Source organism: Embleya sp. L77 (genome assembly GCF_055557415.1).
Genome location: NZ_CM145709.1, coordinates 6,915,640 through 6,941,246, shown reverse-complemented (window position 1 = coordinate 6,941,246; position 25,607 = coordinate 6,915,640). Strand labels below are relative to the sequence as shown.

The window sequence follows — 25,607 nt, the reverse complement described above, 5'->3', positions numbered from 1 at the left end:
TCGTCACCACAACGAAAAGGGCCCGTCGTGAGTCCTCGGAGATTCCAAAAGGTGCACCACCATTCATAAGCGGATAGTTGGTTGGCGACCTTTCGGTCAATGGCGATGAGTCGACTCCGACACTTATCGTGAGTGAAGTGGGTCACATGGCGGCCGCGTTGTCATCGGCGCGCACCAGCCCGTAGGTTCCGCGCACCTATGCGTGCGCTCCGCGCCGCGTCCCGCATTCGCTCAGGAGACCTCGCCCATGGGGCATTCACCCCCGCACGCCCGAATCCGTCCCCGGCTGGCCGCCACCGTGTGCGGACTGGTCGGGCTCACCCTCACCTGCGGTGTCCTGGCTCCCGGCGCGCAGGGCGCAGCCGATGCCGTGCCCGGCACGTCGACCACCCCCGCCGCTACCGCCGAGCCGCAAGCGACGACGCCGGTCGCCAAAGCCGAGGCGGAGCAGAGTGCCGCCGCCAAGGCACGGGCCACCAAGCAGCCCGTTCCCGTAGCGGAGTTGACCACCGAGACCGACACCGTGACCGCTCTGCCGGACGGCACGATGTCCCTCAGGCGGACCGTCGCGCCCGCTCGGACGAAGAAGACCGGCACGTGGGTCGACCTCGACGCCACGCTCAAGGCGTCCGCCGACGGCAAGGTCCGTCCGATCAGCACCACGGACGACCTGGTCCTCGGCGGTGGCGGCGACAACGTGCTCGCGTCGATGACCACCGGCGGCCGCACCCTGACGCTGACCTGGCCGACCACCCTGCCCAGGCCCGTGCTCGACGGCGCGGGCGCGATCTACCCGAGCGTGCTGCCGGACGTCGACCTCGAGGTCACCGCCGCCGAACAGGGCGGCTTCGCCCACACCTTGATCGTCAAGACTCCCCAGGCCGCACGCGACCCGAGACTGGCCACACTCAAGCTCGGCACCGCCACCACCGGACTCACCGTCACCCCCGAAGCCGGCGGCGCCTTGGTGGCCAAGGACGCAGACGGCACACGGGTGTTCGCGGCACCGACCCCGCAGATGTGGGACTCGCGCACCACCGCGAAGACTTCGACCGCGCGGACCGCGAGCGCGGCCCCGTCCGCCGCCGACGTCGGGGAGATCCCGGCGAGCGAACTCGCGTCCACCGCACAGCGTCCGGGTTCCCGGGCCGCCACCGCCGACCTTCGCACGTCGGTAGCCGAAGGCTCCGTGACGCTGAGCGCCGACACCGGTCTGCTCACCTCGCCGGACACGGTCTTCCCCGTGTACATCGACCCCAGTTGGTCGCGCCCGGCGGCGATGTGGGGCTGGGTGCAGTCGGCCTACGACACCACCCCCGGATACGGACGCACCGACTACCAACCCGGCATCGGCTACCAACACTGGCGCGACAAGTGGGGCGTCGAGCGCTCCTTCTTCCGCGTGTCGGTGGACGGCCTCGCCGGCAAGGACGTCCTGGCCGCGACGTTCAACGTCAAGCAGGTCGACTCGGCCATACACAGTTGCACCGACTCCCCGCAGCCTGTCTCCCTCAAGGCGGTCTCCGACACCCTGACGGCCTCGACAAACTGGAACAATCAGCCGGGCAACGCCTCCGAGTGGGCGAGCGGTTCCTTCCCGGGCTCCAGCGCCGACGACCACTGCGCGCCGCGCCTGCTCGACTTCTCGATCACCAGTCAGATCGCGGCCCGGACCCACTGGTCCTCGGTGACCCTCGGCCTGTTCGGGAACGAGACCCAAAGCAGCAGCAACAACGGCTTCAAGCGCGTCTCGCGCACCGCCGCGGACACCTTCCTGAGCGTGTCCTACAACACCCCGCCGAACCCGCCCACGAACCTGCGTACCGACCCCGCACCGGTCAATGGCTCGGGCACGAACAACTGCGGCTACATCGGCCGCCTCAACCCCGACGTCGGCCGACTGCGTCTGATGGCCGACCGCAACGACTTCGACGGCGACGACGGCGACGCCTGGTTCGCGCTCAACGAGATGAACCAGGGCGGCCGCGAGGTCTGGAACAGCGGCTGGACCTCCTGGGGCACCAACGGCGCCACCGCCACCGCCGACGTCCCCATCGACAGACTCGTCCCCGGCAGCACCTACCGCTGGAGCGTCAAGGGCGGCGACGGCCGACGCGAATCCGGCTGGGCCGACAGCTGCGACTTCACCGTCGACGGCACCGTCCCCACACTCACCGGCGTCACCAGCACCGACTACCCCGTGAACGGCGGCGGCAAGACCGCCGACAACACCGGAACGTTCTACGTCACCGCCACCGACCCCGACTCCGGCGTCGGCCGCGTCGAATACGTCCTCAACGGAAGCCTGCCCATCGGCCAGGCCCCCGCAGCGACCTGGGACGAGGACCACAAGGCGTGGAAGGTCGCCGACGTACCGGTGACCCGGTGGGGTACGAACACCCTGACCGTGCGCGCGATCGACCGGGCCGGAAACCGCACCCAGCCCTTCGCGTACCAGTTCTACGCCCCAGGCAACCCGAACGCGACCACCACACTCGGCGACATCAGCGGTGACACCCGCGTCGACATGCTCGCCGTCACCGACGGCGGCGCGCTGAAGATGTACGACGCCGGAACCGACCCCACCACAGGCGGACGTACGGTCTCCAACGCCGGCCAGGGCCCGATGCCCGGCGGAACCTGGACCGGGGCGAAACTGGCCCACCGCGGTGGCGCCGGTGTCACCAGGGACGACCTCTTCGTTTACGACGGCACCAACGTGCTGGTGTACCGCAACAGCGACGGCTACAACGGAGCGCTCCCCAAACCCGGATCCGCCAACAACGGCGGCCAGTTCTACGTTCCGCAGAACAACGTCCTGGCCAGCCGGCCGTTCCTGTGCGTCGACGCCCGCACCGGCCAGGACTGCCCGCCCGGCACGTACGCCGAAGACTGGGGCAGGGTGAAGCAGATCGTCGCCCCCGGCGACGTCGACGGCGACGGCGCACTCGACCTCATCACCGTCGAAGGCGACACCAACCGGCTCTTCCTCCACTCGGGCAACGGAACCCCCGGGGGATTCGACCTCACCGCCAAACTCCTCGGAAACACCGACTGGGCCAACCGCGACATCATCGCCCCCGGCGACGTCACTGGCGACGAACGACCCGACCTGTGGGTCCGCGACCGCACCACCGGCAAGCTCTACCAATACCCCTCCAAAGTGACCACCAGCGACGGCATCAAGGTCACCGATGTCAGCGCCCTGGGCGACGACACCCGGCGGGTCGAACTCGCCACGGACCTCACCCCCGCCGTCTACCCCGCCCTGCACGCCGACGGCGACCTGGACGGCGACCGGATCGCCGACCTGTGGGCGGAAGGCCCCGGCGGCAGCCTCTACGTGATCCGAGGCAACCCCCCCGGCGCCCCCACCGCATTCCGTGACGGACAACTCCTCGCCAACAGCAACACCCCCTGGACCACGTGCAAGCCGTTCAAGTCCGGGATCGACCCCACCAAGACCTTCGACATCTGCGGGCCGATCCTCGCCAAGTACGAGGCATCCGGCGGCCCCGACGGCGAACTACGCCTGCCCGTCTCCGGCACCAACGTCGACGGCGACAACGTCGGCCACTGGGCCGACTTCCAAGCCGACAGCGGCAACGGCACGGCCGCCGCCTCCCTCAACTCCTCGCCCTACACCGGCACCTGGATCGTCCGCGGCACCGTACGCCAGAAGTGGCTCGCCCTCGGCGGCCCCCGTGGCCTGCTCGGCTACCCGGTGAGCGACGAGACGAAGATGTACGACGGCGGCGGCACCTACCTCGGCGCCATCAGCCGCTTCGCCGGCGGACTCACCTCCGGCCCCGGCGCCATCACCGCCACCGACGCCGGTACCCACGAGATACACGGCGACATCTACGACCGCTGGCAACTCCTCGGCGGCACACGAGGCTTCCTCGGATTCCCCGCCACCGACGAGACGAGGACACCCGACAAGCCCGGCTTCTACAACCACTTCCTCGCGCCCGGTGCCGCCACCGTCACCGGATCCATCTATGCCTCGCCCACCACGGGCGCCTGGGCCGTCTACGGCAGCATCCGCAACACCTGGGCCGCACACGGCTGGGAGAACAGCGACCTCGGCTTCCCCATCACCGACGAGTTCGGCATCGCGGGCGGCCGCCGCTCCAACTTCCAGCAGGGCTACATCCACGAAACCTGGCGAAGCAGCACCTACACCCTCTACGGCAGCGACCGCCTCGTCGCCGCGGCCGACTTCGACGGCGACCACGTCCCCGACGCCGTGACCATCGACGACAAGGGATCGTTGTGGCTGCGCCACGGCAACCCCGACGGGACCTTCCGCGAGCGCGTCGGCATGTGGGGCGACACCACCTGGTCCGGCGCCACCGCCATCACCGCCGGGGACTTCGACGGCGACGGCAAGGGCGACCTGATCGCCGCGACCGTCGCCGGAAAGCTGTGGCTCTACCTCGGCAACGGCACCGGCGGACTGTCCGACGGCAAACCACTGTGGTCCGACGGAACCTGGAACTCCGCGAGCGGAATCGCCGCCGGCGACTTCGACGGCGACGGCAAAACCGACCTCGCCAACATCTGGGCGAACGGCGAACTGCGCCTGTACCGAGGCGACGGCAAGGACAAGATCGCCACCAGCATCCCCCTCGGCGTGGATGCCTCGTGGGGCTCGATCAACAAAATCACCGCCGGCGACTTCAACGCCGACGGCAAAACCGACCTCGCTGCCATCTGGGCCAACGGCGCCCTGCGGCTGTACACCGGTAACGGCAACGCCACCATCAATGAAAGCATCGCCCTGTGGGCCGACAACACCTGGGGCCCCATGCGTGGCATCGCCGCCACCGACGTCAACGGCAACGGCAAAAGCGACATCATCGCCCTCTGGGACAACGGCACACCACACACCTACCTCGACCCGGTGCGCCCCCCGAACTGACCCCGACCACCGCCTCGGAGCCGTCGCCTGGTCGGGTGACGGCCCCGGGACCATGGGGTAACAACAGTCCCGGTCTCATGTACGAACACACCGCAAGGCGCCGACCACCCCCACGGTCGGCGCCTTGCCCTCCCCCTCATACCGCGGCACATCGGGACGGCGGGACCATCAAGGACTCGGCTCTTCCCACACTTGCGGTGAGTGAAGTGGTCACATGGCGGTCGCGTTGTCATCGGCACGAACCAGCCCGTAGGTTCCGCGCACCTATGCGTGCGCCCCGCGCCGTGTTCCACAACCCACGTTCAGGAGACTCCGCCCATGGGGCACCCACCCCTGCATACCCGAACCCGCCCCCGCCTGGTCGCCACCGTGTGTGGACTCGTCGGACTCACCCTCACCTGCGGGGTCCTGGCGCCCGGCGCACAGGCCGCACCCGGTACCACCCCCACCACCTCCGCCGCGCCCAGGGCCGCCGAACCACAGGCGGCGACACCGACCGCCAAGGCCGAGGCCGAGCAGAGCGCGGCCGCGAAGGCCCGCGCCACCAAGCAGCCGGTACCGGTACCGGAGTCGACCACCGAGACCGACACCGTCACCGCGCTGCCGGACGGCACCATGTCCCTCAAGCGCACCATCGAGCCCGTTCGAACCAAGAAGACCGGCACGTGGGTCGATCTGGACGCCACACTCAAGGCCTCGGCGGACGGCAGGGTCCGTCCGGTCAGCACCACCGACGACCTCGTCCTGGGTGGCGGCGGAGACAACACGCTCGCCTCGATCACCAGCAACGGCCGTACCCTCGCCCTGACATGGCCGACCACGCTGCCGAAACCGATCCTCGACGGCGCCGGCGCGCTGTACCCGAACGTCCTCCCGGACGTCGACCTCAAGGTCACCGCCGCCAAGCAGGGCGGCTTCGCGCACTCGCTGATCGTCAAGACCCCGGCAGCCGCCCGGAACCCCAAACTGGCCGCCCTCAAGCTCGGCGTCACCACCACCGGGGTCGCTCTCGTCAAGAACGGCGACGGCTCACTCGTCGCCAAGTCCACCGACGGCGCACCGGTGTTCGTCGCCCCCTCCCCGCAGATGTGGGACTCGCGCACCACACCGCCTGCTCCCGAATCGACCGGGCAGGCCACCACGCGGTCCGCGACCACGCAGACCGCACCGCACGCCGGCGCGGCACTCGCCGGCGTGCCGCAGGGCGAACCGGCCGGGATCATCGACGGCGGACCCGCCCCGGAGAACGGCACCAAGGGCATCGCACACCTCGACGCCGAACCCACCGTGCTCGACCATCGGTTCGTCGTCGTCGCGAGCACGGGCCGCGTCTCCCGGATCGGTGGGCACCGGACGTGAGCGGGCCTCCCGCACTCGGCACCGCAACGACGGGACCGCGATCGTCGCCGTCGACGGCGAGAGCATCCCCGTCGAGGCCACCTGCGCCTGGAGGCGGGCGGAACCTGGCACGGGCGGGTGTGGACCGACGACCCCACCGTCGACATGCACCGCATCACCGCGGCCGCGGTCCGCGTCCTGCGCGTCGACCAACGCGCCGCCTCGTTCACCGTCGACCACGTCCTGGACCGACACGCCCACATCACCGGCACGGTTGGCGCGTGACTCTGCCCAACGCGGACCGTCTACATCTCCACCGTGGAAGCCCATTACCTTTGGACCCCGCGCGCCGTGGGGATCGCTGAATGGCGCCGCCACTGCCGGGCCAACGGGGAGGACATCGACCTCACCCGCATCAACGTCGAGCTCATCACCTCCGCCGAGGTCGTGACCCCTGCAACAGGTCCCGCGTCCCGCGGCCGGGTCGGGCCGTGCCCTTGTATCTGCAACGGCGGTGGCTTCTGCGGGGGGTGTGGTCAGGCCGGATGTGGAGGCCGCTAGGGCGGGTGACGCGGGCTGGAGGGTTCGAATCGGCGTGCGGCCCGGCGTCCCCGGTCGTTGGTCCGCTATTGCGGGGTTGCGGCCCGGACGCGCAGGTGGGCTTCACAGAAGGGCTTGGACACCGATCACGATCATCATCAGGCCCAAACCCGCCATTGCCCCGGCCATCGCCTTCTCCGGCAAGGTACAAGTCCGCCAAAACCCGACCACCGGGTTGCCGCGGAAGGCGTCCGAGGGGTTCTTGCCACGTATTGTGAGGCGGGCCGCGCGTACGGCGAGGTGATCGGGCAACCAGCGCCGTCGATGGCGCAACACGAAGTCGCGAAGCACCTCCCCGGCCGCCGGTTGACGCGCAGGATCGATCTCCCCGGCGCGGCTGATGTTCATGACGCCCTGGAAGCGCTCCATTTCGTCGGAGGAATCGAGGAGCCGGAGTCCGCGCTCCCAGGATTCGCGGGCCTCCTCGTTCGGGCCCGCTGCGCGGCTGTTCACGGCCGATTCCTCACTCTCTCGGGTTGCCGGCGGGTGTGCGCCCATTTCACCATGACACTTGGGGCTGTCGACCCGTTGCAGGGAGTGGCCGGCCCCAGAAAAGTACCCCGGCGGCGGCCGGTACATCACTCGGGCTGGTGCCACTGCGGCACGTTGCTGAACGTGGGCCCGTCGGCGGCACTGGGTTCGCGGCGGGTGATAGCCCACCGCGCGCCGGGGGCAACGTGACCGGTCGAACCAGTCGCGGCTTCGAGAAGGTCGTCGCGGAGCAGCGCGGCGGCCTCGGCGCTGACATGGGTGCTCACGTGGTTGTCGGTGGGCCGCGTAGACGAGAGCCGAGAACGCGTGTAGGCCGGTTCGGGTCCGGCCACAACCCATGAGCGCGTTGGATCGGCGCCTCCGTGCGCCGATCCACGCAACCGGCCTGCGACCACGTCCAAGGGATAACGCCGCTGGGCAAAGGGGCGGATCCGCTCGATCGCGTCCTGCCCGACGAACCCCGGATTGATTTCACAAGGCGAAATCTGTTGCGATCATCGCAATTCATTGCGCAGACTGTACCCATGAGCGTGTACGAAGACATTGCCGCGATCCTGCACCCGATGCCCGAACCGGGCGCCGTCGATCCCGAGTTCCACAGCGACGTCCGCCACGACGTCGACGCCGCCCGCAAGGAGACGGTCCTCCACCTCGAGGCGGCCTCGGACGCGGACGCCGAGAACAACGAGCCGTTGCTGTCGGCGATCGCCGCCGCCAAGTGGCGCCGCGACCTGGCCGAGGCCGAGATCCGCCGCCTGGTCGCGTACGGCCGCGAGTTCACCCGACCCCGCCCCTACCGACTCGCCGACCTCGCCGACGCCAGTGGCATGTCCATCTCCGGCGTCCGCACCACCTACGACCACGCCGACGTCGCCGACGTGGAACAGGCCGTCGGCCGCAAGCCCCGCGAATGGCGCGCCACCACCCCCGACGACCCCCCGGACGACGGAGGCACCACGTGACCACACCCCTGACCGGACCACCGCCGCCCGACTGCACCTGCCCGAACCCGTGGACGGACCTGGTCACCGTCGTCGAGAACCGGCGCCTGCGCGCCCGCCCCGCCGCGACCCCGGGACCGGTCTCCGCGCTCTACCTCGCGCACTGCGCCCGCTGCGGCGCCCCATACCCGGGCCCGTGGCGACTGGCCCCCGACCAAGTCCCGTAGCCCCGGAAGCAGTCGCCTTCGGCCCGGACGCCGGCCCGCGATGGGGATCGACCCCACGCCGATCCCGAAGACCTCCGCGCGAAGGATGGCGGCGCTCCGGGACGGAGCACGCTCCACGCGCGGCGCACGCACGTCCCCGAACGCCGACGATTCCGACAACCCCTGTCGCCCCCCCGAACACCCGGCTCGCACACGCGGAGACGTCACCGATGCGGAACCCCACAACCCCCTCCACACGTCGTCCCGCCCGCAACACCACGCCCGCGCTGCGCCCCCACCAACGCGACGCACTGACCGCCATCGTCCGCGAACTCGAGAATCCCGACCCCCATACGATCGGCACCGTCCGATACAGCGGTCGCCGCGCCACCGCTGTCATGGCCTGCGGCACCGGCAAGACCTGGGTTGCCGCCGGCGCGGCCGCCAGCCTCGCCGCGCACGACCGCGTCCTGGTCCTCGTACCCACCCTGGACCTGCTCGTCCAGACCGTCCGGGCGTGGCAGCGAGCCGGGCGCACGGGCGGGACGCAACTGGCCGTGTGTTCCCTCGGCGGCGACGCGGCGTTGGGCGGGGTCGGGGTGCGGGCGACCACCAGCGCCCCGCAGCTGGCCCTGTGGGCCGGGGTCGAGGGGCCGTTGACGGTGTACGCCACCTACCAGTCGCTGGGGACGATCCTGGACGCCCACACGGGTGTGTACGGGCTGCGGTTGAAGCCGTGGCGGCTCGTGTGCGTCGACGAGGGACACCGCACCAGCGGATCGCTCGCGAAGGAGTGGGGAGCCGTCCACGACGACCGACGCCTCCCCGCGCTGGGGCGCCTGTACCTGACCGCGACCCCGCGCGTGTGGGAGCCGCCCGCCAACAGCACCTACAGCGAAGGCACCGGCGAGGGCGAAGCCGAACTGCCCCCGATCCTCGCCGGCGACGCGGCGTGGGACAACGCGGAGGCGGCAGGCCCGAGCGGGATCGACAACTTCGTCGAAGACGAAATCGGCCGGGGCGATGGGGACGACGAGGTCGGCGCCCGGCCGCCTCGCGTGCGTGGTGGGCGCCCGGTCCATTCGTCGTTGCCGGTCCACGCGGTGGCATCGATGCAGGACGAACGAATCTTCGGCCCCACCGTCCACCGCCTGGAACTCGCCGCCGGCGTACGCCTGGGCTTGCTCGCCAAGCCTCGGATCGTCGTGGTCGACGTCGCCGACCCCACCGTCCAGAACCTCGCCACCGCCGGCGGACTCGACCTCAACCGAGGCCCGGGCCGACGCACCCTGGAGGAGGTCGAGGAGTACCGGGCCGCGCGCCTGGCCGCCCTGCAGACCGCCGTACTCCGAGTCGCCGCCGACCAGGACTTGAACACGGTCATCGCCTATCACCCGCGGACCGCCGAGGCCCAGGCGTGCGCCGAGACCCTGCCCGACGTCGCCAAGCGGCTCCACGAGACCGACCCTCGGCGGTACCCGGCCGGGGTGTGGGCGGACTGGCTGTGCGGCGAACACGAGACCGAGCATCGGCGGCACGTGTTGGGCGAGTTCGCCGCCCACACCGACCGCGAACCCGCCGCACTCTTCGAAGTCCCCGACCGGGACGCGGTGGTGACGCGGCGGGCGGTTCTCTCGAACGTGCGCGTCCTCGCCGAAGGCGTCGACCTGCGCGCGGACGCGGTCGCCTTCATGGACCCCAAGCTCAGCGTGATCGAGATCGTCCAAGCCATCGGCCGGGTCCTGCGCCAGGAACCCCACGAGGGCCGGATCGCGACGATCGTCGTGCCCGTGTTCCTCGCCGCCGGGGAACAACCCGACGACATGCTCGTCTCCGACTCGTACCACTTCCTCGTGCGTGTCCTGCACGCCCTGGCCGCGCACGACAGCCGCGTCCTGGACATGCTCGCCACCCCCGCACCCAGCGGCAGCCTCTACCGGCTCGCGGCATCGACGGACACCGACGGCGACGGGGCCTCGGAAACCCGGGGCGACGAGAGCGAGGCGGCCGAGGAGGACTCCGAAGGCGAGGGCGCGGCCGGGGAATCCGGGGACGACGAGGAGCGGTTCCTCGTGCGGTTCATGACCGAGCGCGACCCCGCCCTGATCGCCGACTTCGTCAAACTCAGGGTCATCGACCCCGAGCGCCGGGACTGGCGCCGCGGCTACCTCGCCGCCAAGCGCTGGCACACCACCCACGGCAACCTCAGGATTCCGTTGGAGGCCATCGACTACGACGCCGCCACCGGCACCAGCCATCCCGTCGGGGCGTGGATCAGCGAACAGCGCAGAGCCTGGTCGGCGGGGACGATCAGCGCCCGGCGGATCGAACTGCTCGAGGCTTTGGGGATGGTGTGGAGCCCCGACGACGCCGCGTTCGAGGACGGACTCGCCATGAGCCGGGCGTACTTCGCCGTCCACGGGCATCTGGCCGCGCCCAAGACCGCCGCCGTTAACAACTACCCGGTCGGGCAATTCCTCGCGAACTGCCGCCGCCCGTTGGAGTCCCGCAAGAACCCCGCACGCTGGGCGCAGCGGTGGGCACGCCTGGCCGAGATCGACCCCGACTGGAACCCCACCGGACGCGAGGACCCCGCCCGGCGGTGGTCGCTGGAGTGGCAACGCATACTCGCGACGGTGCGACTGCACATCGAGGCGGGCGGAAGCGTCGAGGAGCTCGTGCCCGGACGCACCGTCGGCGGCGAGGACGTCGGGGCGTGGCTGGAACGGCAACGGCGCAGCGGGACGAGCCTGTCGGCGGCGCAGCGGGAGGCTCTGGCCGAGGTGGGCGTCGAGGTGGCCGAGGTGGCCGAGGTCCCGGCGCAGCGCCCGGTGCCGGTGGATCGGTGGGCGCTGACCCTGGCCGCCGCAGCCGCGTTCCGCGAGCGGGAAGGGCACCTGGTCGTGCCGCGCAAGCACGTCGAGACCGTCGGGGCGGGCGGTGAGGTGCATGCGGTGAAGTTGGGTGTGGCGCTTGCCAACGCACGCCAACGGCAGGCTTCTTGGGCGCCGGATCGCGTCGAGGCCCTCACCGCGCTCGGGATGCGGTGGGCGTAGACGGGTGGTCGGCAATCGGCAGATGGGGTGTTGGCCACCGGAATGCACAGCGCCTCGGGAAAGGCTTCACCCCGCATCCGCTTCGCCCGTCGTCGGCTCTGCGCTCAAGTGGTGAAGGCGAGGTAGGTGCCGACCGTGAGGCCGGAGAAGGTGATGAGTTGGCGGGGCTTGAGGCAGGTGAATGCGGCGTGCATCGCTATGCCGACGGCGACCGCGTACGGCGATGTCGTGGCGAAGAGCAGCGCCGGCGGCAGGACCATCTCGAGTGTGATCGTGCCGACCGCGACCAGGCGCCACAGGCGGACGTCCCGGTCGGTCAGGTTGCCCGCGTGGCGCAGGACGAGGCTAGGGACGGCGTACTGGCGCCGGTGGGGCAGCCGGGCCCTGACCGTTCCGTAGACGTGGATCCACTGCGCCAGGTACAGACCCGAGCGGAACTGGGGCGAACGAAGCTTCTGCCAGGCCGAATTCCAGTAGATGTCGGTCGTGACCAGCACGAGCAGACACCGGGCCCAAGTGTTGGCCGTGCTCGGGTCGTGGTCGATGCGCAGCCCGTTGCCGAGGTCGCCGGCGAGGAGGAGACAGGTGCCGGTGAGCAGGGTGTAGCGCACGGCGTTGGGGCTCTTGAGGTAGAGGAGTTCCATCGCGGCGCCGGCCAGGACCACTACGAGGGCGAGGCGGGGTACGAGACCGGTCGCCAGCGCGAGAGCGGCGATGGTGCGGACGATGAGGGCGGGCCGGTAGGCGGTGGCCAGCCACCGTGCCCGGGTGGGGCCGAGGCGCTGTTCGGCCAGGTGGGTGCTGAGGGAGCCCGGGGCGAAGCGGAACCAGCCGCCCTGGCCGAGGGAGAGGGCGAAGCGCAGGGCGACGACGGTGCCGAAAACGATGCGGAACAACTGGAGTCGTCCGGGGTCGGTGGGGTGGTCGAAGCCGGAGGCGAGGCTGTCAAAGAACCACACGGCTGCCGGTCACCTTTACGCGTTGCTCGCCGCTCGCGGACAGGACGCGGCCGTGTCCGACGATCCGGTCGTAGCGGCCGCTGCGGACCAGGTAGTCGACGATCGCCTGGAGTTGGGGCGGGCCGAGGATGAACGAGCCCGGCGATAGGTGGTCGTACACGTTGACCGGTTCGGTGCGGCCGTTCTTGGTGCCGGTGAGTTCGATGATCGTGAAGGTGGCGCGGCAGAACATCTTCCAGCGCATCCAGCGACCGGGCAGGCGGGTAAAACCGGTGATCATCCACGCCGTCAGGGCGAGGGTGACGGCGATCTGGACGGCAGACAGCACGAATGTGCGCATGACGGAGGCCTCCGTGTCGGGAGGGTGAAGGTGCGAGGTGTGCCCGTGCGGCGGGCGTCGGGGTCAGCGCTCGGGCTTGGGAGGCCGCTGCATCAGTGCCGCGACGGCCTCGTCGAGGGTGACCTTCTCGTGCAGCAGGGCGCAGACCACGTCCGTGATGGGCATCTCGACGTCGTGGGCGTGGGCCAAGGCCTGGATCGCCTCAGCGGTTTTGACGCCTTCGGTGGTCTGGCGGGTGGCGGCGACGGCCTGTTCGACGCTGAGGCCGCGGCCAAGGTGGTGGCCGAAGGTCCGGTTGCGCGACAGGGGCGAGGAGCAGGTGGCGACCAGGTCGCCCAGGCCGGCGAGCCCGGCGAGGGTGGCTGGGTGGGCGCCCATGGCGACGGCCAGGCGGGTGGTCTCGGCGAGTCCGCGGGTGATGAGCATCGCGCCGGCATTGTGGCCCAGGCCCATGCCCGTGGCGATGCCCACCGCCAGCGCGATGACGTTCTTGACCGCGCCGCCCAGTTCGCAGCCAATCGTGTCGGTGTCCCGGTAGGGCCGGAAGTACCCGGTGTGACAGGCCTGTTGGACGCGGTGGGCGGCGCCCTCGTCGGGGCAGGCGACGGTGGCGGCGGCGGGTTGGCCGGCCATGATCTCGCGGGCGAGGTTCGGGCCCGAGAGCACCGCGATCCGCTCCGGGGGCACGCCGGTCACCTGGGCGATCACCTGGCTCGCGCGCAGCCCGGAGCCCAGTTCGATGCCCTTCATCAGCGACACGACCACGGTGTCGGGCCCGATGTGCGGCGCCCACGCGCCAAGGTTCGCGCGCAGGGACTGCGCCGGGATGGACAGCACGAGGAAGTCCGCGTCGTCGAGCGCCGCGGCGGGATCGGTGGTGGCCGTCAGCGTGGCGGGGAGTTCGACGTCGGGGAAATAGCCGGGGTTGCGGTGGGTCGTGTTGATCGCGTCGGCGATCTCGTCACGGCGGGCGTGCACGACGACGTCGGTGCCGGCATCGGCCATGATCTTGGCGGCCGCGGTCCCCCAGGACCCGGCCGAGAACACCGCCGCACGGGCGGGCTGTGGCCGGTTCACGGCAAGGTCCTCTCGTCGGGCACGTCCCTGTCACCAGGAGCACGGGGTCCGCTCATCGTATCCGCCGCGCCGGGTGCCGCCGGGGTTGTCACGGGACGCCGCAAGGTCAGCAGAACCGCGCGGCGCCCGGGCAGCGTGGGCAACACCCGGTGCGCCTCCCCCAGCATGTTTTGTGCCTGGACCTCGCCCAACTCGCGCCGCAGCTCGTCGGCGTGCGCGATCCACAGCCGATACAGCCGCTCCCACATCGCGGGCTCGTCGGGCCGCTCGTCCACGTGCTCCACCTCCAGCCCCGCGGAACGGGCCTGCGCCCGCCAGGCCGGTGCCGCGTCGCGCCGCGTCGAGCGGGTCAGCAGCAGGCGAGCGCCGGGGGCCAGGACGCGGGTGAGCTCACGCAGCACCGCGTCCCGGCCGGTGGCGCGGCCGAGGGCGTCCACGCACACGATGCCGTGGGCGCCCGCGTCGGGCAGGCCGGTGTCCTGCAATTCCGCGACGCGGAAGACGGCACGGTCGGGGTCGATGCCGAGGAAGGCATGGCGGCGACCGGTGGCCCGGGCGACGGCCACCGGGGAGAGGTCGATGCCCTCCAGACGCAGGGCGAGGGCGCGGGCGAGCCACAGGCCGATGCCACCGGTGCCGCAGCCGGCGTCCACCAGGAGCCCGCCCGGACGCATCCGCAGGCGCGCGGCCATCAACCCCAACAAGGGCATGTCACACGAGCCGGAGGGAGCGACCTCGGTCGGGTGGTCCTCGCCCATCGCCCGGGCGTACAGGCGGTCGACCAGATCGGTGCGGGCCCGGGCGGCGTGGAAGGCGTCGTATTGGGCGCAGCGCGAGGGCGCCGCCATGGCGGTGGGGGTTGGGTTCATCGGGGCATCGACCTCCTGATCCGTGAGCGGGTGCCGGGGCAGAGGACTTGGACGGCGTGGACCGGGCCGGTCGCGTCCGACAGGTCCACGGCCACCGGTTCGTGTCCGGTGACGTGTTCCAGGCGCCGCGCGACGTCGGCGACGCGATCGGCGAAGCCGCCGCCGGTCGGGGCGAAGCGGCCCGCGGCCTCGGGCCACGGAGTCAGGGCCGTGGTCGACGTCGGGTGCGCGGGCGGGGAGTCGAAATTGCCCGGGTCGCCGAGGAGGTCGTCGCGGGTGCCGGCGATGGCGGTCAGCCTCGATTGCGCGGCCTCGGTGATCGCTCTGGTCAGCGCGATGGCCGGGTCGTTGTGGCAGCCGCCTCCGGCGAAGACCACCGGATGGTCGTCCGACCACAGGTGGGCCACACACACCGGGAGGGCGAACGGGCCGTGCACGAGAGCCAGTTCCAGCGCGATGCCCGCGGCGGCGAGTCGGTCGATCACCTCGCGGCCGTGGGGGTCGTCGACCGACGTCGGGCAGACGGGTGTCCTGTGCCGCCCCGCAGCCACCGCGTCCCGGTACAGCACGTCCCGCTCCACCACTTCGAACAAGGCGTGCAGCAGAGCCTCGTCCCTCGTGTTTCCGCACGCCAGACCGGTACTGGTCGCGCGCAGCACGTCCGGGTCCCACGCGGGGCGCTGTGCCCGGCGGCGGACGAGATCGGCCGGCAGAAGGCGGGGTCCGCCGTCGAGCAGGCCGGTGCCGGGCGTCCAGTCCCACACCATCCCGGCCAGGGTCCGCGCGGGGTGGGGAGCCGTCAGCGGGAGCGCGGCCACGGGGCAGTCCGGCGCGACATCGGTGGCCGGGCCGCGGGCTGCGAGGGGCAGGGGCTGTTCGACGTGCCACAGTTCGATCGCCTCCATGACCGCCGACAGTTTCGCCAGCAGGTCGGTGGCGCCCTTGCCCTGGGCGGTGCTCAGGGTCAGCGAGGCGGGCCGGATCGCCGTCCACACCGGCAGCCCGACGCAGTCCAGACCGGTCAGGTCCGCGACGCGGGTAATGCCGTAGCCGTTCAAGCGCCCGGCCACCGCGTCCCACGTGGCTTCGGGAGTGCGGGCGCGCACCGTGCCCGGCAGTGCCACCAGGTCGTCAACGGCCGCCACGGGTCGCCTCCGTCAGCTCGTTCGTCTCGTCCAGGAATCCGGGCACCAGGCGCTTCGCCGTCTCGACGGCGCGTGCCCCGCAGGCCAGCCCCCGCGCGGACGCCTGCTCGTCGAAGCGCCGCCCGGGGCACTTCCACACCCGCAGCAGGAGATCGCGGGTGAGGTCGTCGCGCACCGCGGCGGCCGAGAACCCGGGCCGGCCGTCGCGGGCCCGCGCGAGAGCGTCGGCGTATCGGGCGACCGCCCGGCGGTCGCCCTCCGTCTCCCCGGCCAGGAGCAGGGCCACGGTCGCCTCGTCCCGCAGGTCCACCGTGGGGTGGAACACGCGGTCGGCCGGCAGGCCGGCGGCGCCGGCCCTCGCCAGGCGCTCCGCCACCGACCGGCCCGGCCCGTCGTCGAGCGGGTGGAGGGAGCGGTGTTCGAGAAAGGCCGCCCAGACCTCCGGGAACGCCGGGTCGAACACCTGCTGGTAGACGAGGCGGTCCTCGGTGGACAACTCCAGCCCGTCGACACGGACACGGGCGAAGGCGTTGGACCAGCGCCGGAAGTACGTCGACCGCCCCACCGAAAACGAGAGCCGGGCGTCGGCCTGCGGTGCCCGGCCGTCGAGGGCGACGCGCAGCGCCGCGAGGGCGTCGGCGCGCTTGAGATCACCGAAGTGACGATCGAGCGCACACCGTTCGGCAAGCCACTCGACGAACCGCGTCTCGTCACGGCGGCGGCAGACGGCCCGCACGGCGGCGGGAGTACGTTGCGGGTAATAGACCGCGCGCAACGCCGCCAGCAGCCCGGCCGCCCGCGCACCGTCGAGGATCCCGGCAGAGCGGGCCAGCCGCAGGACGTGCCGGAGGTTGACCAACGGCCAGGTCAGCGCGTCGAATTCGCCGTCGGGGGCCTGGCCGACGGCGACCTCGTCGTCGCCGGTGATCTCGCCTGTGGCGTAGGCGGTGTAGATGTCGCCGACGCCGAGCATTCCGAACGGGGCGAGTTCGGCCGCGCGCAGGGCGCCGATGCTCGCCGCCCCGATCACGCGTACCCCTCGGCCCATCGCGGCCAGGATCTCCTTGTGTCGCAGTGCCGGGGCCTGGTGGTAGACCCCATCGACGATCAGTACGGTGTCGCCGGCGCGGATCGCGGGGTCGAACAGGTCGCCGTGGCGGATCGGCGGCCAGGTCCTCGCTCCCGGCGCGGCGAGGCGCGGCTCGGGTCGCGGCAGCGTCGGCCCGACGAACACGTGAATCACTGTGACCTCCACGATCAGGGGCGAGAGGCGCCCCTCCCGGGCCCCGCGGATTCCACGGGTGGGAGGGGCGCCCGGGTCGGGACGCGAGGGGCTACTCCTCGTCCTCGACGTCGACGGCGACCACGACGGCGCCGGTGATCCTCTCGGTCTCCTCCGCCGGCAGTTCGGTGTCGGCGGCGGCTGCCTGGGACTTGGACTCCATGGCTCCTCCAAGGGATGGGATCGGCGGCCGGATCGCTCCGGCCTGTGACATCCGCCAGTGAAGTCGGGGCCGCCGTCTCCGGTAAGTCCCACCACGGGGGTCACACCGTGGGGGTAGCGTCCGAGAACAGCGTTTCGTCACGCTGTGAAGCAGAGGGGGGCTCGCGTGGATTCTTCGGGGGCGTCGCCGGCTCGGGTTCCGCACCGATTACTGAGCGATCCGGTCTTCGTCGGTGCGCTGCGCAGCCGTTGCTTCGCAACGGTGTTCGCCATGGCGCACGAGAACGGGATCAGCTTCTATCGGATCGGTGAAGCGTGCGGCATGAAGGCCGAGCGCGTCTCCAAGATCGCGCGGGGCGAGGCGACGGTGACCGCGTTGGAGACCATCGAACGCGTCGTGGACGCGCTTCGTCTGCCCGGTGCCTTTTTGGGGCTCGCTGCGCGACCCTGGGAGGACCATTCCCCCACGCCCCCACCGGAGTCCGACGATGGAGACGAGCCCGTGAACCGCCGCCGACTCTTGCGCGGTGCCCTCGCCACCGGCCTCACCGCAACCGCGCTCAGTGTCCTGACCGACACCCGGTCCTCGCTGGACCTGGTCCTCGCCGCCGAAAACGCCCCGGCCGAGCTCTCCGACCTGGAGGCCGCCGCCGAGACCTACGGCTACGGCTACCACGGCCAGGCCCCGACCCGTTTCCTCGCCGATCTCGCCGGCGACTTCGCCCGGCTCCGGTCCCTGCTCGACGCCCCGCAGCCGGTGGCCGCCCGCATCCGCGTGTGCCGCACCGCCGGGCAGATGGCGGGCATGATCGCGATCGTGCTGCACGACCTCGGCGCACGCAAGGACGCCCGCGCGTGGTTCACCACCGCCTCCACGGCCGCCAAGGAGTCCCGCGACGATCAACTCCTCGCCTGGATCCTCGCCCGCGAGGCCATGGTTCCGCTGAACTACGGCGCCCCCCGGGCCGCGGCGGCCCTCGCCGAGCAGGCCCGACAGGCCGCCGGGAACCGATCGACTCCCGCGGCGACGCTGGCGGCGGCCGTCACCGCACGCGCCTACGCCCTGGCCCGTCAACCGGAACAGGCCCGCCGGGCGATCGCGGACGCCGACGCCCTCATGGAACGCCTCGACGCGGGCGCCCGGGCCGACACGTGGCTGACCCACGGTGAACAGAAGCACCACGTGCACCTGTCCCACGCCCTCACCGCGCTCGGCGACACCCGCCGCGCCCGCGAAAGCCAACAGCGGGGGCTGGAGTTGTCCGCGCCGACCAGCACCATGACCCGCTCCCTGCTGACCCTCGACGCGGCCACCTGCGACCACCACGACGGCGACACCGAACAGGCATGCCGACGCGCCACCACCGCCTTGGCCGACCTCCCCGCCGCCTACCGCACCGGGCTCGTCCACCACCGCGCCCACGACCTGTACCGATCCATCCCCGCCCGACACCACCCCGAGCCCGCAGCCCAAGCGCTACACGATCTCCTGTTGGCTTGAACCGGCAGGAGCTTCGGATACGTTGCCGTTCGAGAGCCTGGCGCCATCGCCTTGATCGTTGCCGGGTTGAACGGCCGGTGGGTTCAGTTTCGACTGGGCGTCCGCTACTCCGTGGGGCAACCCTCGCGCGGCGCGCTGTCTGCAGTCGGAGCCGCCGCGTGCACATCGAGGCACAGATTGAGGTGGCCGGTCGGCGGCAACGCGCGGAGGCGAACACGGACGCCGTGCACCGCGAACTCGACGTCGGTGCAGGAGGTGTCGACGTGGGTGATGTATCCCTCCAAACTGTCGATGGCGCCATCGTGTGCGTCGCGGACGAGTTTGGTGTACGCCTCGTCCGCAGAGGGGCCCCTCCGCGCCATTCGATGATCCAGCCTCCCTCGGCGTCGCCCCAGTAGTCCAATTTCTTGGCGTCGCGGAGGACGTCGGCGGCTTTGAGGCTGAGCAGCACGCGCACGAGCGCCACGAGCGCGTCGTTGCTCAGCATGTCTTCGGGGATGTCAGCCGCCTTGCTTGTCATGGCGGGGATGTTGCCGATGCGTTTCTCGCATCACGAGACGGCCGGCCGGGGTTCCCCTCGGTCGGACCACCGGGTTCACTCCTTCGTGGCCACATCGTCGCCCCGGAGAACGTGGATTCACCCACACGGCTCGGAGGGTTACGACGGTTCGCATCATGGGCTCTACGCTGCCGTTCGTGTCGTCTCAACCCCCTCGGCGCAAGAGTCCGAGCGCGCGCAACACGTCTCGCCCAAGGCAGGCCGAGGGTCTCACCGGCGAGATCCCCCGCGCCGGACGCGTCGTGATCACCCGGCCGGACGGAACCCGCGAGACCCAACCGCCGCTCCCCGTCGCGGGCCGGAAGAAGCCCAAGTCCCCTCGCCCGCCCGATCAAGCGCGCGCACGCGGATGCCCAGCATGCGGGCAGGGCTTCGACCCGGTGTCGGGCACACGCGTGCGCACCGCCCAGGGCCGGGCCCATGCCGCGTGCGCGCCGGCGTTGCCCCGGTTGCGTCCGGAGGCCAAGAGCGGGTCCGCCGCGGGCAAGGGTGGGACGGCCGGCAAGGGTGCGAAGCGGTACGGCGGCAAGAAGAACAATCCGGCGTCGACGGGATCCGTTCCTGTCCAGGTGCGCGGTCCTCGACCACCGAAGCCCGGCGGGGTTGCCGCACCCGCCGCTGGCACGTGCGTCCTGTGTGAGCGCAACTACCGTGCGGGCACCGCGTTGAAGCCGACCGAGACGTACGGGCTCGCGCACCCCGCATGTGCAAGGGCCGCCAAAGCCACGGCGAAGATTGTCAGCGGTGTCACGTTCGCCGGGCACAAAGCGTCCGGTTGGAAGCTCGGCGCGGCGCCGTCGAGCACCCGCACCGTGCGCTGATTCCTTTTGCCTTCGGCGTCCGTGAGACGCGGAGGACCCACGCTCCCGGGTGGGGGTGGGGAGCGCGGGCCCGCGTCCGGTGGGGGGTCCGGAGCAGGAACGGTACGCCTGATCATGGCCGAAAGCATCCCGATATCGGGTTCGAGACACAGTCGTGAGCCGGGGTCGGGTCTCGCGCAACCCCGGGTCCGGGATTCGGTGTTCGCGCCTCGCGTGCGGCATCGGGCGGCGAGACTGGCGACCATCGATCGCCGTCGACACGAGGGGCTGTACATGCCCGTGGATTCTGTCCCCCAGCCCGGTCGGGCTGGGCGAAGGTGAACACCGCGGGTTGGCGCACCGGCAAGTCCAGTGCCGTCGCGTCGACCCTCGAGGAGGGATCCCGGGCCGGGCGAGTGGTGTGGCTGGCGTTCCGGACCAGACCGACCATGCGGCAGTGGCGCGACGCGTTGTGGGCGAGGCTGCGCCCCGGCACGCGAGTTCCTCGCGTCACCGCCGAGTTCGAACGGGCGGTCACCCGCACGCTCGCCCTCGCTTCGTACACCCTGGTCGTCGACGATGCCGACGTCCTCCCTCGAGAATGCCTGGAGTACCTCGCGGCCTTGGCGGACGACCGTGAGGTGGACGTGGCGATCGTGGTGATCGGTTCCCCTCGGTGGGGCGTGGCCTTGGCGAAGAAGGCGCCGCGGCTGAACTCCTTCGTATTCCGGCGGGTGTCGCTGGAGGCCCTCACCGACGACGAGGCGTGGGAGTTCGCGGCCTCGCACCCCACCTGGGTCGGGGCGACACGGCAGGAGGTCGCGGTCGTGAACCGCGACGCTGCGGGAATGTTGCGCGGTTGGGAGCATGCCACGGAGGTCAGGGCGGCAGGGGGCGTGAACGCGCTCTCGTCGCGCTCGGACGTCGAGGCGTAGCTGTCGTCGCGAGGGACCGCGAACGTGGGCGGGTGTGTGGGTTGTTGCCAAAACGTCCGGCGTTCCGACGCCCGATTTCGGTGGACGTTTCTGCAGGTCCGGGGGCCGTCGCGCCGGCGTGGGTCGTTTGTGGGCGCGGCTTCGGCTTGCCGTGTCGATGTCGCGTGGGCAGTATGGCGATGTCGATGCTCCACGGCCCCGACGCTTCAGGATCAGTAGGGATCAGGGACGGAGTCGCTCTCGTTGCCGCGAGGCGCTCCGGGTCGCGCTTGCGGCGTGAAGTCCCGCCCGCCCGAGTCCCCCACCCTTTCTTTCCGGGTGGGGGACTCGGCTGTGTTCGGGGCGCGGGCGGGCCTATCCGACTGTTTCGAGCGTCAGGCGGGCGCAGCGGTCGAGGGCGGCGTCGAGTTGGACGCTGATCTGGGTCCGCCCCATCGGGCCGCGGGCGGGGACGCCGGCGAGGGTGGCGTGCAGGACTTGGCCGACGGTGTCGATCCAGGCCTTCATGTTCCGGCGGGGGTCACGGGCCAATCGGGTCCAGGAGCCGTCGACGAGTCGGCGGATCAGGGACAGGTCCTGGCGGGCTTCGATGTCGTCCGAGCGTTGGCCCAGGGCCTTGGCCGTGGTCGTGTACAGGAGGCGCTGGACCTCGTGCGGCAGGCGGGCGGAGGCTGCGATCGCGCCGCGCCCTTCGTCCGTGGCCAGAACTCCCGCCGTGCCCAGTTCGGTGGTCAGTTCCACGACGGAGGCTATTGCCGCGCGGTGGGCGGTGGTGTGCTCGAATTTCGCGCAGGAGGCGACCAGGGGCATGTCCGGTGCCAGGACGTGGCGTCGGGCGGCCTCGAGCGTGTGGTGCAGGACGGGGCTCGCGGTCGCGATGTCGTCGCGGTCGAGCAGGAGGGCTGCGGCCCAGGGGGTTTCGAACCGGGCGTGATCGGTCAGGGGCAGGCATCCGCCCTTGGGGGTGCGCGCGACCATCGGGTCGAGGGTGTTCAGGGTGGTGACGGTGTTCTTGCCGGGGTCTCGGTCTCCGTCGTGGAGGGCGAGCCCGGTGATCGCCCCCTGGTCGTGGATGAGGCGGGCGCGGCGGGTGGGCCAGGTCCACAGGTCCAGTCGTCCGGTCGGGGTGCGCTCGACGCCGGCGGGGCCCGGGCACTCGCGTTCCCAGGCGGGGGCGTCCCCGTTGGCGCGCGGTTGCGGGGGGAGGGCGAGCAGGAGTTCGTCCTTGAGGTGAGCCCCTGGGCTGGTCACGTGCAGGTGGGTGACCAGGCTCAGCGGACCGGGACGGCCGCCGTAGACCTTGCCGGCGTGGCCGCGCGGGTCGGCGGGGTGTGCGGTCTGGATGCCGCCGGGGTGTATCGCCTGGAGCCGGAGGAGGGCAAGGGCGGCGTCGGCGGGGGCGAGCGGTAGTGCCGGTCGGGTGAGGACGTCGGCGTCGAAGAAGCGGCCGCCGGTGCCGGCCCATGTGGTGGGTCGTAAGGCGTGGTTGGTGCGGTTGGGAGTGGTCAGGGCCGCGCATTGGCCGAACGGGCGGTCGGGGTCGAGGAGATCGAATCGGTCGCGCCGGTCGTGGAGGTAGGTGGTGATGCGGTCGGCGGGCAGGGTCGGGGCTCGCCAGGCGGTGTCCCATTCGGCGGTGGTGGTGGGGCCGGCGGCCGCGTCGAGGACCGCCGCGAGGAGTCGCAGGAGAACGGTGCCGTCCAGTGGGTCGACAGCCAGTCGCAGCTCGTGGGCGTGGAGCAGGGCGTCGGTGATGCCGACGTGTTCCGTGACGTGGACGGCTCCGCCGCGGTCCACGGGAATCCACGGCTCGGTCAACAAGGAGTAGGTATCGGGGGACATGTGTCTCCGTAAGGTGTTGGGCGACCCGGGCGGGGTTGTGGACGGTGGGTCAGGCGAACGACAGGCAGTGGGGTTCCTCGCGGGAACAGCGCCGGCAGACACGGCCCGCGATTCCGTTGGAGTCGAAGGCCTCGTGCGCGCGGCACCCCTTGCCTCGGTAGTCGCACTGGTCGCAACCCGTGGGGGTGCGGGGCCGCTCCGGGTCGGGGTCGTGGGGCCCCGGGCATGTCGGCCAGTGCTGCACCACGGCGGTTTCGCCGTGGCCGACGACGTGTCCGGCGCGGGCAGCGACCGGGCGCCCGCAGTCGCGGGACGCGCAGGCGGGTGTGTAGCGGTGGTTCGGTCGTTGCGCCACGGCGAGGACGACCGGTGTGCCGCCGGGCGTCGGGTTCTCCTCGAGCAGCTTCGTCAGCACGTGGACCACGGTCTTGCCGAAAGCGGTGGAGGAGTTGCGGTAGCACTTGGGGCCCCACAGCAGGGTTCCGGTGCCGTCCGCCTCGAGGCGGTGGACGGTCACCGTGGCGTCCTCGGCGGTGTACGGGGCGCCGATCCGGGTGTAGGCGGTGCCGGTCGCCGCCTTGTCGGCCTGGAGCACGAGAGTTCCGGGCGGCAGGGCGACGACGTCGCCCGCGGCGAGCCAGTGACCGGGAATGGCGTCGACGCCGTTGGCGCCCGGAACGGTGGCGGTAACGGTGCGCCGCCACGACGAGGTGCGCGCTGCTCGGGGCACCGTCGGTACGGCGGTGACGATCCAACCGTTCGGCACCGTCGCACCCGGCACCGGTCGCCGGGAGGGCTCTGTCGATGCGTTCATGCCGTGGCTCCTCGCGTCGCGGATCGCATTCCGCGCGAAACATGGCTTTTATGCACGAAACCACCATGTCTTGTCGATGGAAAATTCGCGCCATGTGTTGCGAATTATTTGCGGGATCCGGCACGCCGCGGAAGCCGAGGAGCCTGGCCCGGCCGCCCGCCGAGCCCTCGACGAGCGCCGGCTCTTCCTGATGAGCGGTTCGCGCCTGGCGCGCCACTCGCATCGGGCACCGCTGCGCGGTCGTGACCACGATCCATCCGCAATCCGTCAACGCGGGCTGTGGCGTGGTCCGTTCGAGTCGAGCCGCGAGGCGGTGTGCCCACAGTGCGGCGGCGGGATCGACACGTCCGAGCAGCGGTGGCGGTGCGTCAAGGGGCGGGCGTGCGGGTTGCACGCGGGGATCCTGTACGCGGTCGGCCGCGACCAGCTCGACATCGAGGGCATCGGCGGCCGACTCGTGGCGCAGCTCGTCGACACCGGCGCCGTCGCCGACGTGGCCGACCTGTTCACCCTCACCCGCAACCAGCTCCTGGCGCTGGACCGCATGGGCGACAAGAGCGCGGACAAACTCCTCGCCGGCATCGAGGACGCCAAGTCCCGGCCGTTGAGCCGGGTGCTGTGCGCGCTGGGGATCCGGGGCACGGGGCGTTCGATGTCGCGGCGCATCGCCCGCCACTTCGGCACCCTGGACGCGATCCGGGCGGCGGACGTCGTCGAGATGGCGCGGGTCGAGGGCATCGGCGACGGTAAGGCTCCGGTGATCGTGGCAGAACTCGTCGAGTTGGCGGAGGTGTTGGACAAACTCGTCGTCGCCGGCGTGAACACGACCGAACCCGGCGTCACCCCCGGAGCGTCGACGGCCTCGGACGCGGCGGACGACCCGGCCGCCCCAGAGGGACCGCTGCCGTTGGCCGGCCAGGCCATTGTCGTGACGGTGCCATGACAGGTGTGCTCGCGGCGCTGTCCCGCAACGAGATGAACGAGTTGATCGAACGCGCCGGAGGCCGCGCCGCGTCGAGCGTCTCCGCGAAGACCACCCTCGTCGTCGCCGGGGACAAGGCCGGGTCCAAACGCGCCAAGGCCGAAGCCCTGAGCATCGAGATCATCACCCCGGAGGAATTCGCGACGCTGGTGGCGCCCGTCTTCGACGACGGCGCTTCGAGCTGACCCTGGCCGCCTCCGGATCCCGTGCCCGGTCACGACTGCATACAAGGACACCTGGTGGAACTCTCGCGTATCCTCGGCGCCCCTCGGTTGAATCACGACGTCGATTCCGATTGGCGGGATTTCGAGAACGAGTTCGAAGTCCGCCTCCCGCTGGACTACAAGAGGTTCATGTCGGCCTACGGGCCGTGCGTGATCAGCGACACGTTGACGCTGTTCCATCCTCGAGCACCGAAGGCGGACGACAGTCTCAGCCTGCGCTGGAAGATCGCGACTGTTTCCGACTTGTACGCGGAGACCGAACCGTCTCTCGTGCCATACCGGATCTTCCCCATGGCAGGTGGTGTGTTCCCGATCGGGCACACGCCGTTCGGGCACCAGGTGTTCCTGCGACCCAGGGCCGCCCGAGTCGACGAGGGCTGGACGGTTCTGGTCGACTGGGACACCACATGGCTCGACTATCAGATGGGCTTCGAGGAGTTCCTCACCAAGGCACTCGCGGGAGATGTTCATTTCTTTCACGATTCGGTTCTGGAAGAGCCGTCCTACGAGCTGGTGGGTCGCGTGCGGTAGCCATCGAGCACTCGCGAGGACCGGTAGG

General features: G+C 71.1%; 18 protein-coding genes and 1 pseudogene. 9 read left to right on the top strand and 10 right to left on the bottom strand.

Annotated elements, in window-relative coordinates:
• Positions 1-247 precede the first annotated feature (247 nt).
• Positions 248-4,924: an FG-GAP-like repeat-containing protein gene (locus ACZOOI_RS29685; protein ID WP_465278710.1), complete on the top strand. Its 4,677-nt coding sequence runs from the start codon at positions 248-250 to the stop codon at positions 4,922-4,924.
• Positions 4,925-5,242: 318 nt separating this feature from the next.
• Positions 5,243-6,283 carry a hypothetical protein gene (locus ACZOOI_RS29680; RefSeq protein ID WP_465278709.1) on the top strand — a complete coding sequence of 347 codons (1,041 nt, stop codon included), beginning with the start codon at positions 5,243-5,245 and terminating at the stop codon, positions 6,281-6,283.
• Positions 6,284-6,925: 642 nt separating this feature from the next.
• On the opposite strand, the gene ACZOOI_RS29675 is transcribed toward ACZOOI_RS29680, so the two are convergent.
• Both ACZOOI_RS29675 and ACZOOI_RS29670 read right to left on the bottom strand, forming a co-directional pair.
• Positions 6,926-7,315 carry a hypothetical protein gene (locus tag ACZOOI_RS29675; protein WP_465278708.1) on the bottom strand — a complete coding sequence of 130 codons (390 nt, stop codon included), beginning with the start codon at positions 7,313-7,315 and terminating at the stop codon, positions 6,926-6,928.
• A gap of 125 nt (positions 7,316-7,440) precedes the next feature.
• Positions 7,441-7,620, bottom strand: a complete 180-nt coding sequence (locus ACZOOI_RS29670) for a hypothetical protein (protein ID WP_465278707.1) — start codon at positions 7,618-7,620, stop codon at positions 7,441-7,443.
• Positions 7,621-7,878: 258 nt separating this feature from the next.
• Between ACZOOI_RS29670 and ACZOOI_RS29665 the strand changes: the two genes are divergently transcribed.
• From ACZOOI_RS29665 to ACZOOI_RS29655, 3 genes are all read left to right on the top strand, one after another.
• Entirely contained in the window at positions 7,879-8,316 is a 438-nt protein-coding gene (locus ACZOOI_RS29665) for a hypothetical protein (RefSeq protein WP_465278706.1), read from the top strand.
• Positions 8,313-8,522, top strand: coding sequence for a hypothetical protein (locus tag ACZOOI_RS29660; protein ID WP_465278705.1), 210 nt, complete (start codon positions 8,313-8,315; stop codon positions 8,520-8,522). The genes ACZOOI_RS29665 and ACZOOI_RS29660 overlap by 4 nt, the downstream gene beginning before the upstream one ends.
• 209 nt (positions 8,523-8,731) lie before the next feature.
• Positions 8,732-11,557 (top strand): helicase associated domain-containing protein, encoded by a 2,826-nt coding sequence (locus ACZOOI_RS29655; protein WP_465278704.1) that lies wholly within the window; start codon positions 8,732-8,734, stop codon positions 11,555-11,557.
• 104 nt (positions 11,558-11,661) lie between these two features.
• Here the strand turns inward: ACZOOI_RS29655 and ACZOOI_RS29650 are convergent, their stop codons facing one another.
• The 6 genes from ACZOOI_RS29650 to ACZOOI_RS29625 all read right to left on the bottom strand — a co-directional run bounded on the left by ACZOOI_RS29650 (position 11,662) and on the right by ACZOOI_RS29625 (position 17,190).
• Positions 11,662-12,516 (bottom strand): hypothetical protein, encoded by an 855-nt coding sequence (locus ACZOOI_RS29650; RefSeq protein WP_465278703.1) that lies wholly within the window; start codon positions 12,514-12,516, stop codon positions 11,662-11,664.
• A complete protein-coding gene (locus ACZOOI_RS29645) occupies positions 12,503-12,856 on the bottom strand; it encodes a hypothetical protein (RefSeq protein ID WP_465278702.1) in 354 nt (117 codons plus the stop codon). The genes ACZOOI_RS29650 and ACZOOI_RS29645 overlap by 14 nt, the downstream gene beginning before the upstream one ends.
• A gap of 63 nt (positions 12,857-12,919) precedes the next feature.
• On the bottom strand, positions 12,920-13,933 hold the full coding sequence (locus tag ACZOOI_RS29640; protein ID WP_465278701.1) for an NAD(P)H-dependent glycerol-3-phosphate dehydrogenase: 1,014 nt from the start codon (positions 13,931-13,933) through the stop codon (positions 12,920-12,922).
• Positions 13,930-14,802, bottom strand: coding sequence for an SAM-dependent methyltransferase (locus ACZOOI_RS29635; RefSeq protein ID WP_465278700.1), 873 nt, complete (start codon positions 14,800-14,802; stop codon positions 13,930-13,932). Before ACZOOI_RS29635 ends, ACZOOI_RS29640 begins: the two co-directional genes overlap by 4 nt.
• A complete protein-coding gene (locus ACZOOI_RS29630) occupies positions 14,799-15,947 on the bottom strand; it encodes a YcaO-like family protein (RefSeq protein ID WP_465278699.1) in 1,149 nt (382 codons plus the stop codon). The genes ACZOOI_RS29635 and ACZOOI_RS29630 overlap by 4 nt, the downstream gene beginning before the upstream one ends.
• Positions 15,934-17,190, bottom strand: a complete 1,257-nt coding sequence (locus ACZOOI_RS29625; protein ID WP_465278698.1) for a TfuA-like protein — start codon at positions 17,188-17,190, stop codon at positions 15,934-15,936. The genes ACZOOI_RS29630 and ACZOOI_RS29625 overlap by 14 nt, the downstream gene beginning before the upstream one ends.
• Positions 17,191-17,662: 472 nt before the next feature.
• On the opposite strand from ACZOOI_RS29625, the gene ACZOOI_RS29620 reads away from it, so the two are divergent.
• Positions 17,663-18,892 carry a hypothetical protein gene (locus ACZOOI_RS29620; RefSeq protein WP_465278697.1) on the top strand — a complete coding sequence of 410 codons (1,230 nt, stop codon included), beginning with the start codon at positions 17,663-17,665 and terminating at the stop codon, positions 18,890-18,892.
• Between the two features lie 1,808 nt (positions 18,893-20,700).
• A complete protein-coding gene (locus tag ACZOOI_RS29615) occupies positions 20,701-21,186 on the top strand; it encodes an ATP-binding protein (protein ID WP_465278696.1) in 486 nt (161 codons plus the stop codon).
• 354 nt (positions 21,187-21,540) lie between these two features.
• On the opposite strand, the gene casA is transcribed toward ACZOOI_RS29615, so the two are convergent.
• Together casA and ACZOOI_RS29605 are read right to left on the bottom strand one after the other, a co-directional pair.
• The gene (casA, locus tag ACZOOI_RS29610; protein WP_465278695.1) at positions 21,541-23,028 is read right to left on the bottom strand and encodes a type I-E CRISPR-associated protein Cse1/CasA; all 1,488 of its coding nucleotides are present in this window, start codon (positions 23,026-23,028) and stop codon (positions 21,541-21,543) included.
• Between the two features lie 49 nt (positions 23,029-23,077).
• On the bottom strand, positions 23,078-23,842 hold the full coding sequence (locus tag ACZOOI_RS29605; RefSeq protein WP_465278694.1) for a hypothetical protein: 765 nt from the start codon (positions 23,840-23,842) through the stop codon (positions 23,078-23,080).
• Between the two features lie 313 nt (positions 23,843-24,155).
• Here ACZOOI_RS29605 and ACZOOI_RS29600 point away from each other — a divergent pair.
• Positions 24,156-25,009: pseudogene (locus tag ACZOOI_RS29600) on the top strand (helix-hairpin-helix domain-containing protein); the annotation flags it as partial.
• A gap of 54 nt (positions 25,010-25,063) precedes the next feature.
• Positions 25,064-25,579, top strand: coding sequence for an SMI1/KNR4 family protein (locus ACZOOI_RS29595; protein WP_465278693.1), 516 nt, complete (start codon positions 25,064-25,066; stop codon positions 25,577-25,579).
• Positions 25,580-25,607 lie beyond the last annotated feature (28 nt).

Coding starts and splice junctions, on each gene's coding strand:
- ACZOOI_RS29655 (WP_465278704.1), top strand. CDS start 8,732: ATGCGGAACCCCACAACCCCCTCCACACGTCGTCCCGCCCGCAACACC.
- ACZOOI_RS29605 (WP_465278694.1), bottom strand. CDS start 23,842: ATGAACGCATCGACAGAGCCCTCCCGGCGACCGGTGCCGGGTGCGACG.
- ACZOOI_RS29645 (WP_465278702.1), bottom strand. CDS start 12,856: ATGCGCACATTCGTGCTGTCTGCCGTCCAGATCGCCGTCACCCTCGCC.
- ACZOOI_RS29680 (WP_465278709.1), top strand. CDS start 5,243: ATGGGGCACCCACCCCTGCATACCCGAACCCGCCCCCGCCTGGTCGCC.
- ACZOOI_RS29620 (WP_465278697.1), top strand. CDS start 17,663: ATGGCGCACGAGAACGGGATCAGCTTCTATCGGATCGGTGAAGCGTGC.
- ACZOOI_RS29635 (WP_465278700.1), bottom strand. CDS start 14,802: ATGAACCCAACCCCCACCGCCATGGCGGCGCCCTCGCGCTGCGCCCAA.
- ACZOOI_RS29665 (WP_465278706.1), top strand. CDS start 7,879: ATGAGCGTGTACGAAGACATTGCCGCGATCCTGCACCCGATGCCCGAA.
- ACZOOI_RS29685 (WP_465278710.1), top strand. CDS start 248: ATGGGGCATTCACCCCCGCACGCCCGAATCCGTCCCCGGCTGGCCGCC.
- ACZOOI_RS29615 (WP_465278696.1), top strand. CDS start 20,701: ATGCGGCAGTGGCGCGACGCGTTGTGGGCGAGGCTGCGCCCCGGCACG.
- casA (WP_465278695.1), bottom strand. CDS start 23,028: ATGTCCCCCGATACCTACTCCTTGTTGACCGAGCCGTGGATTCCCGTG.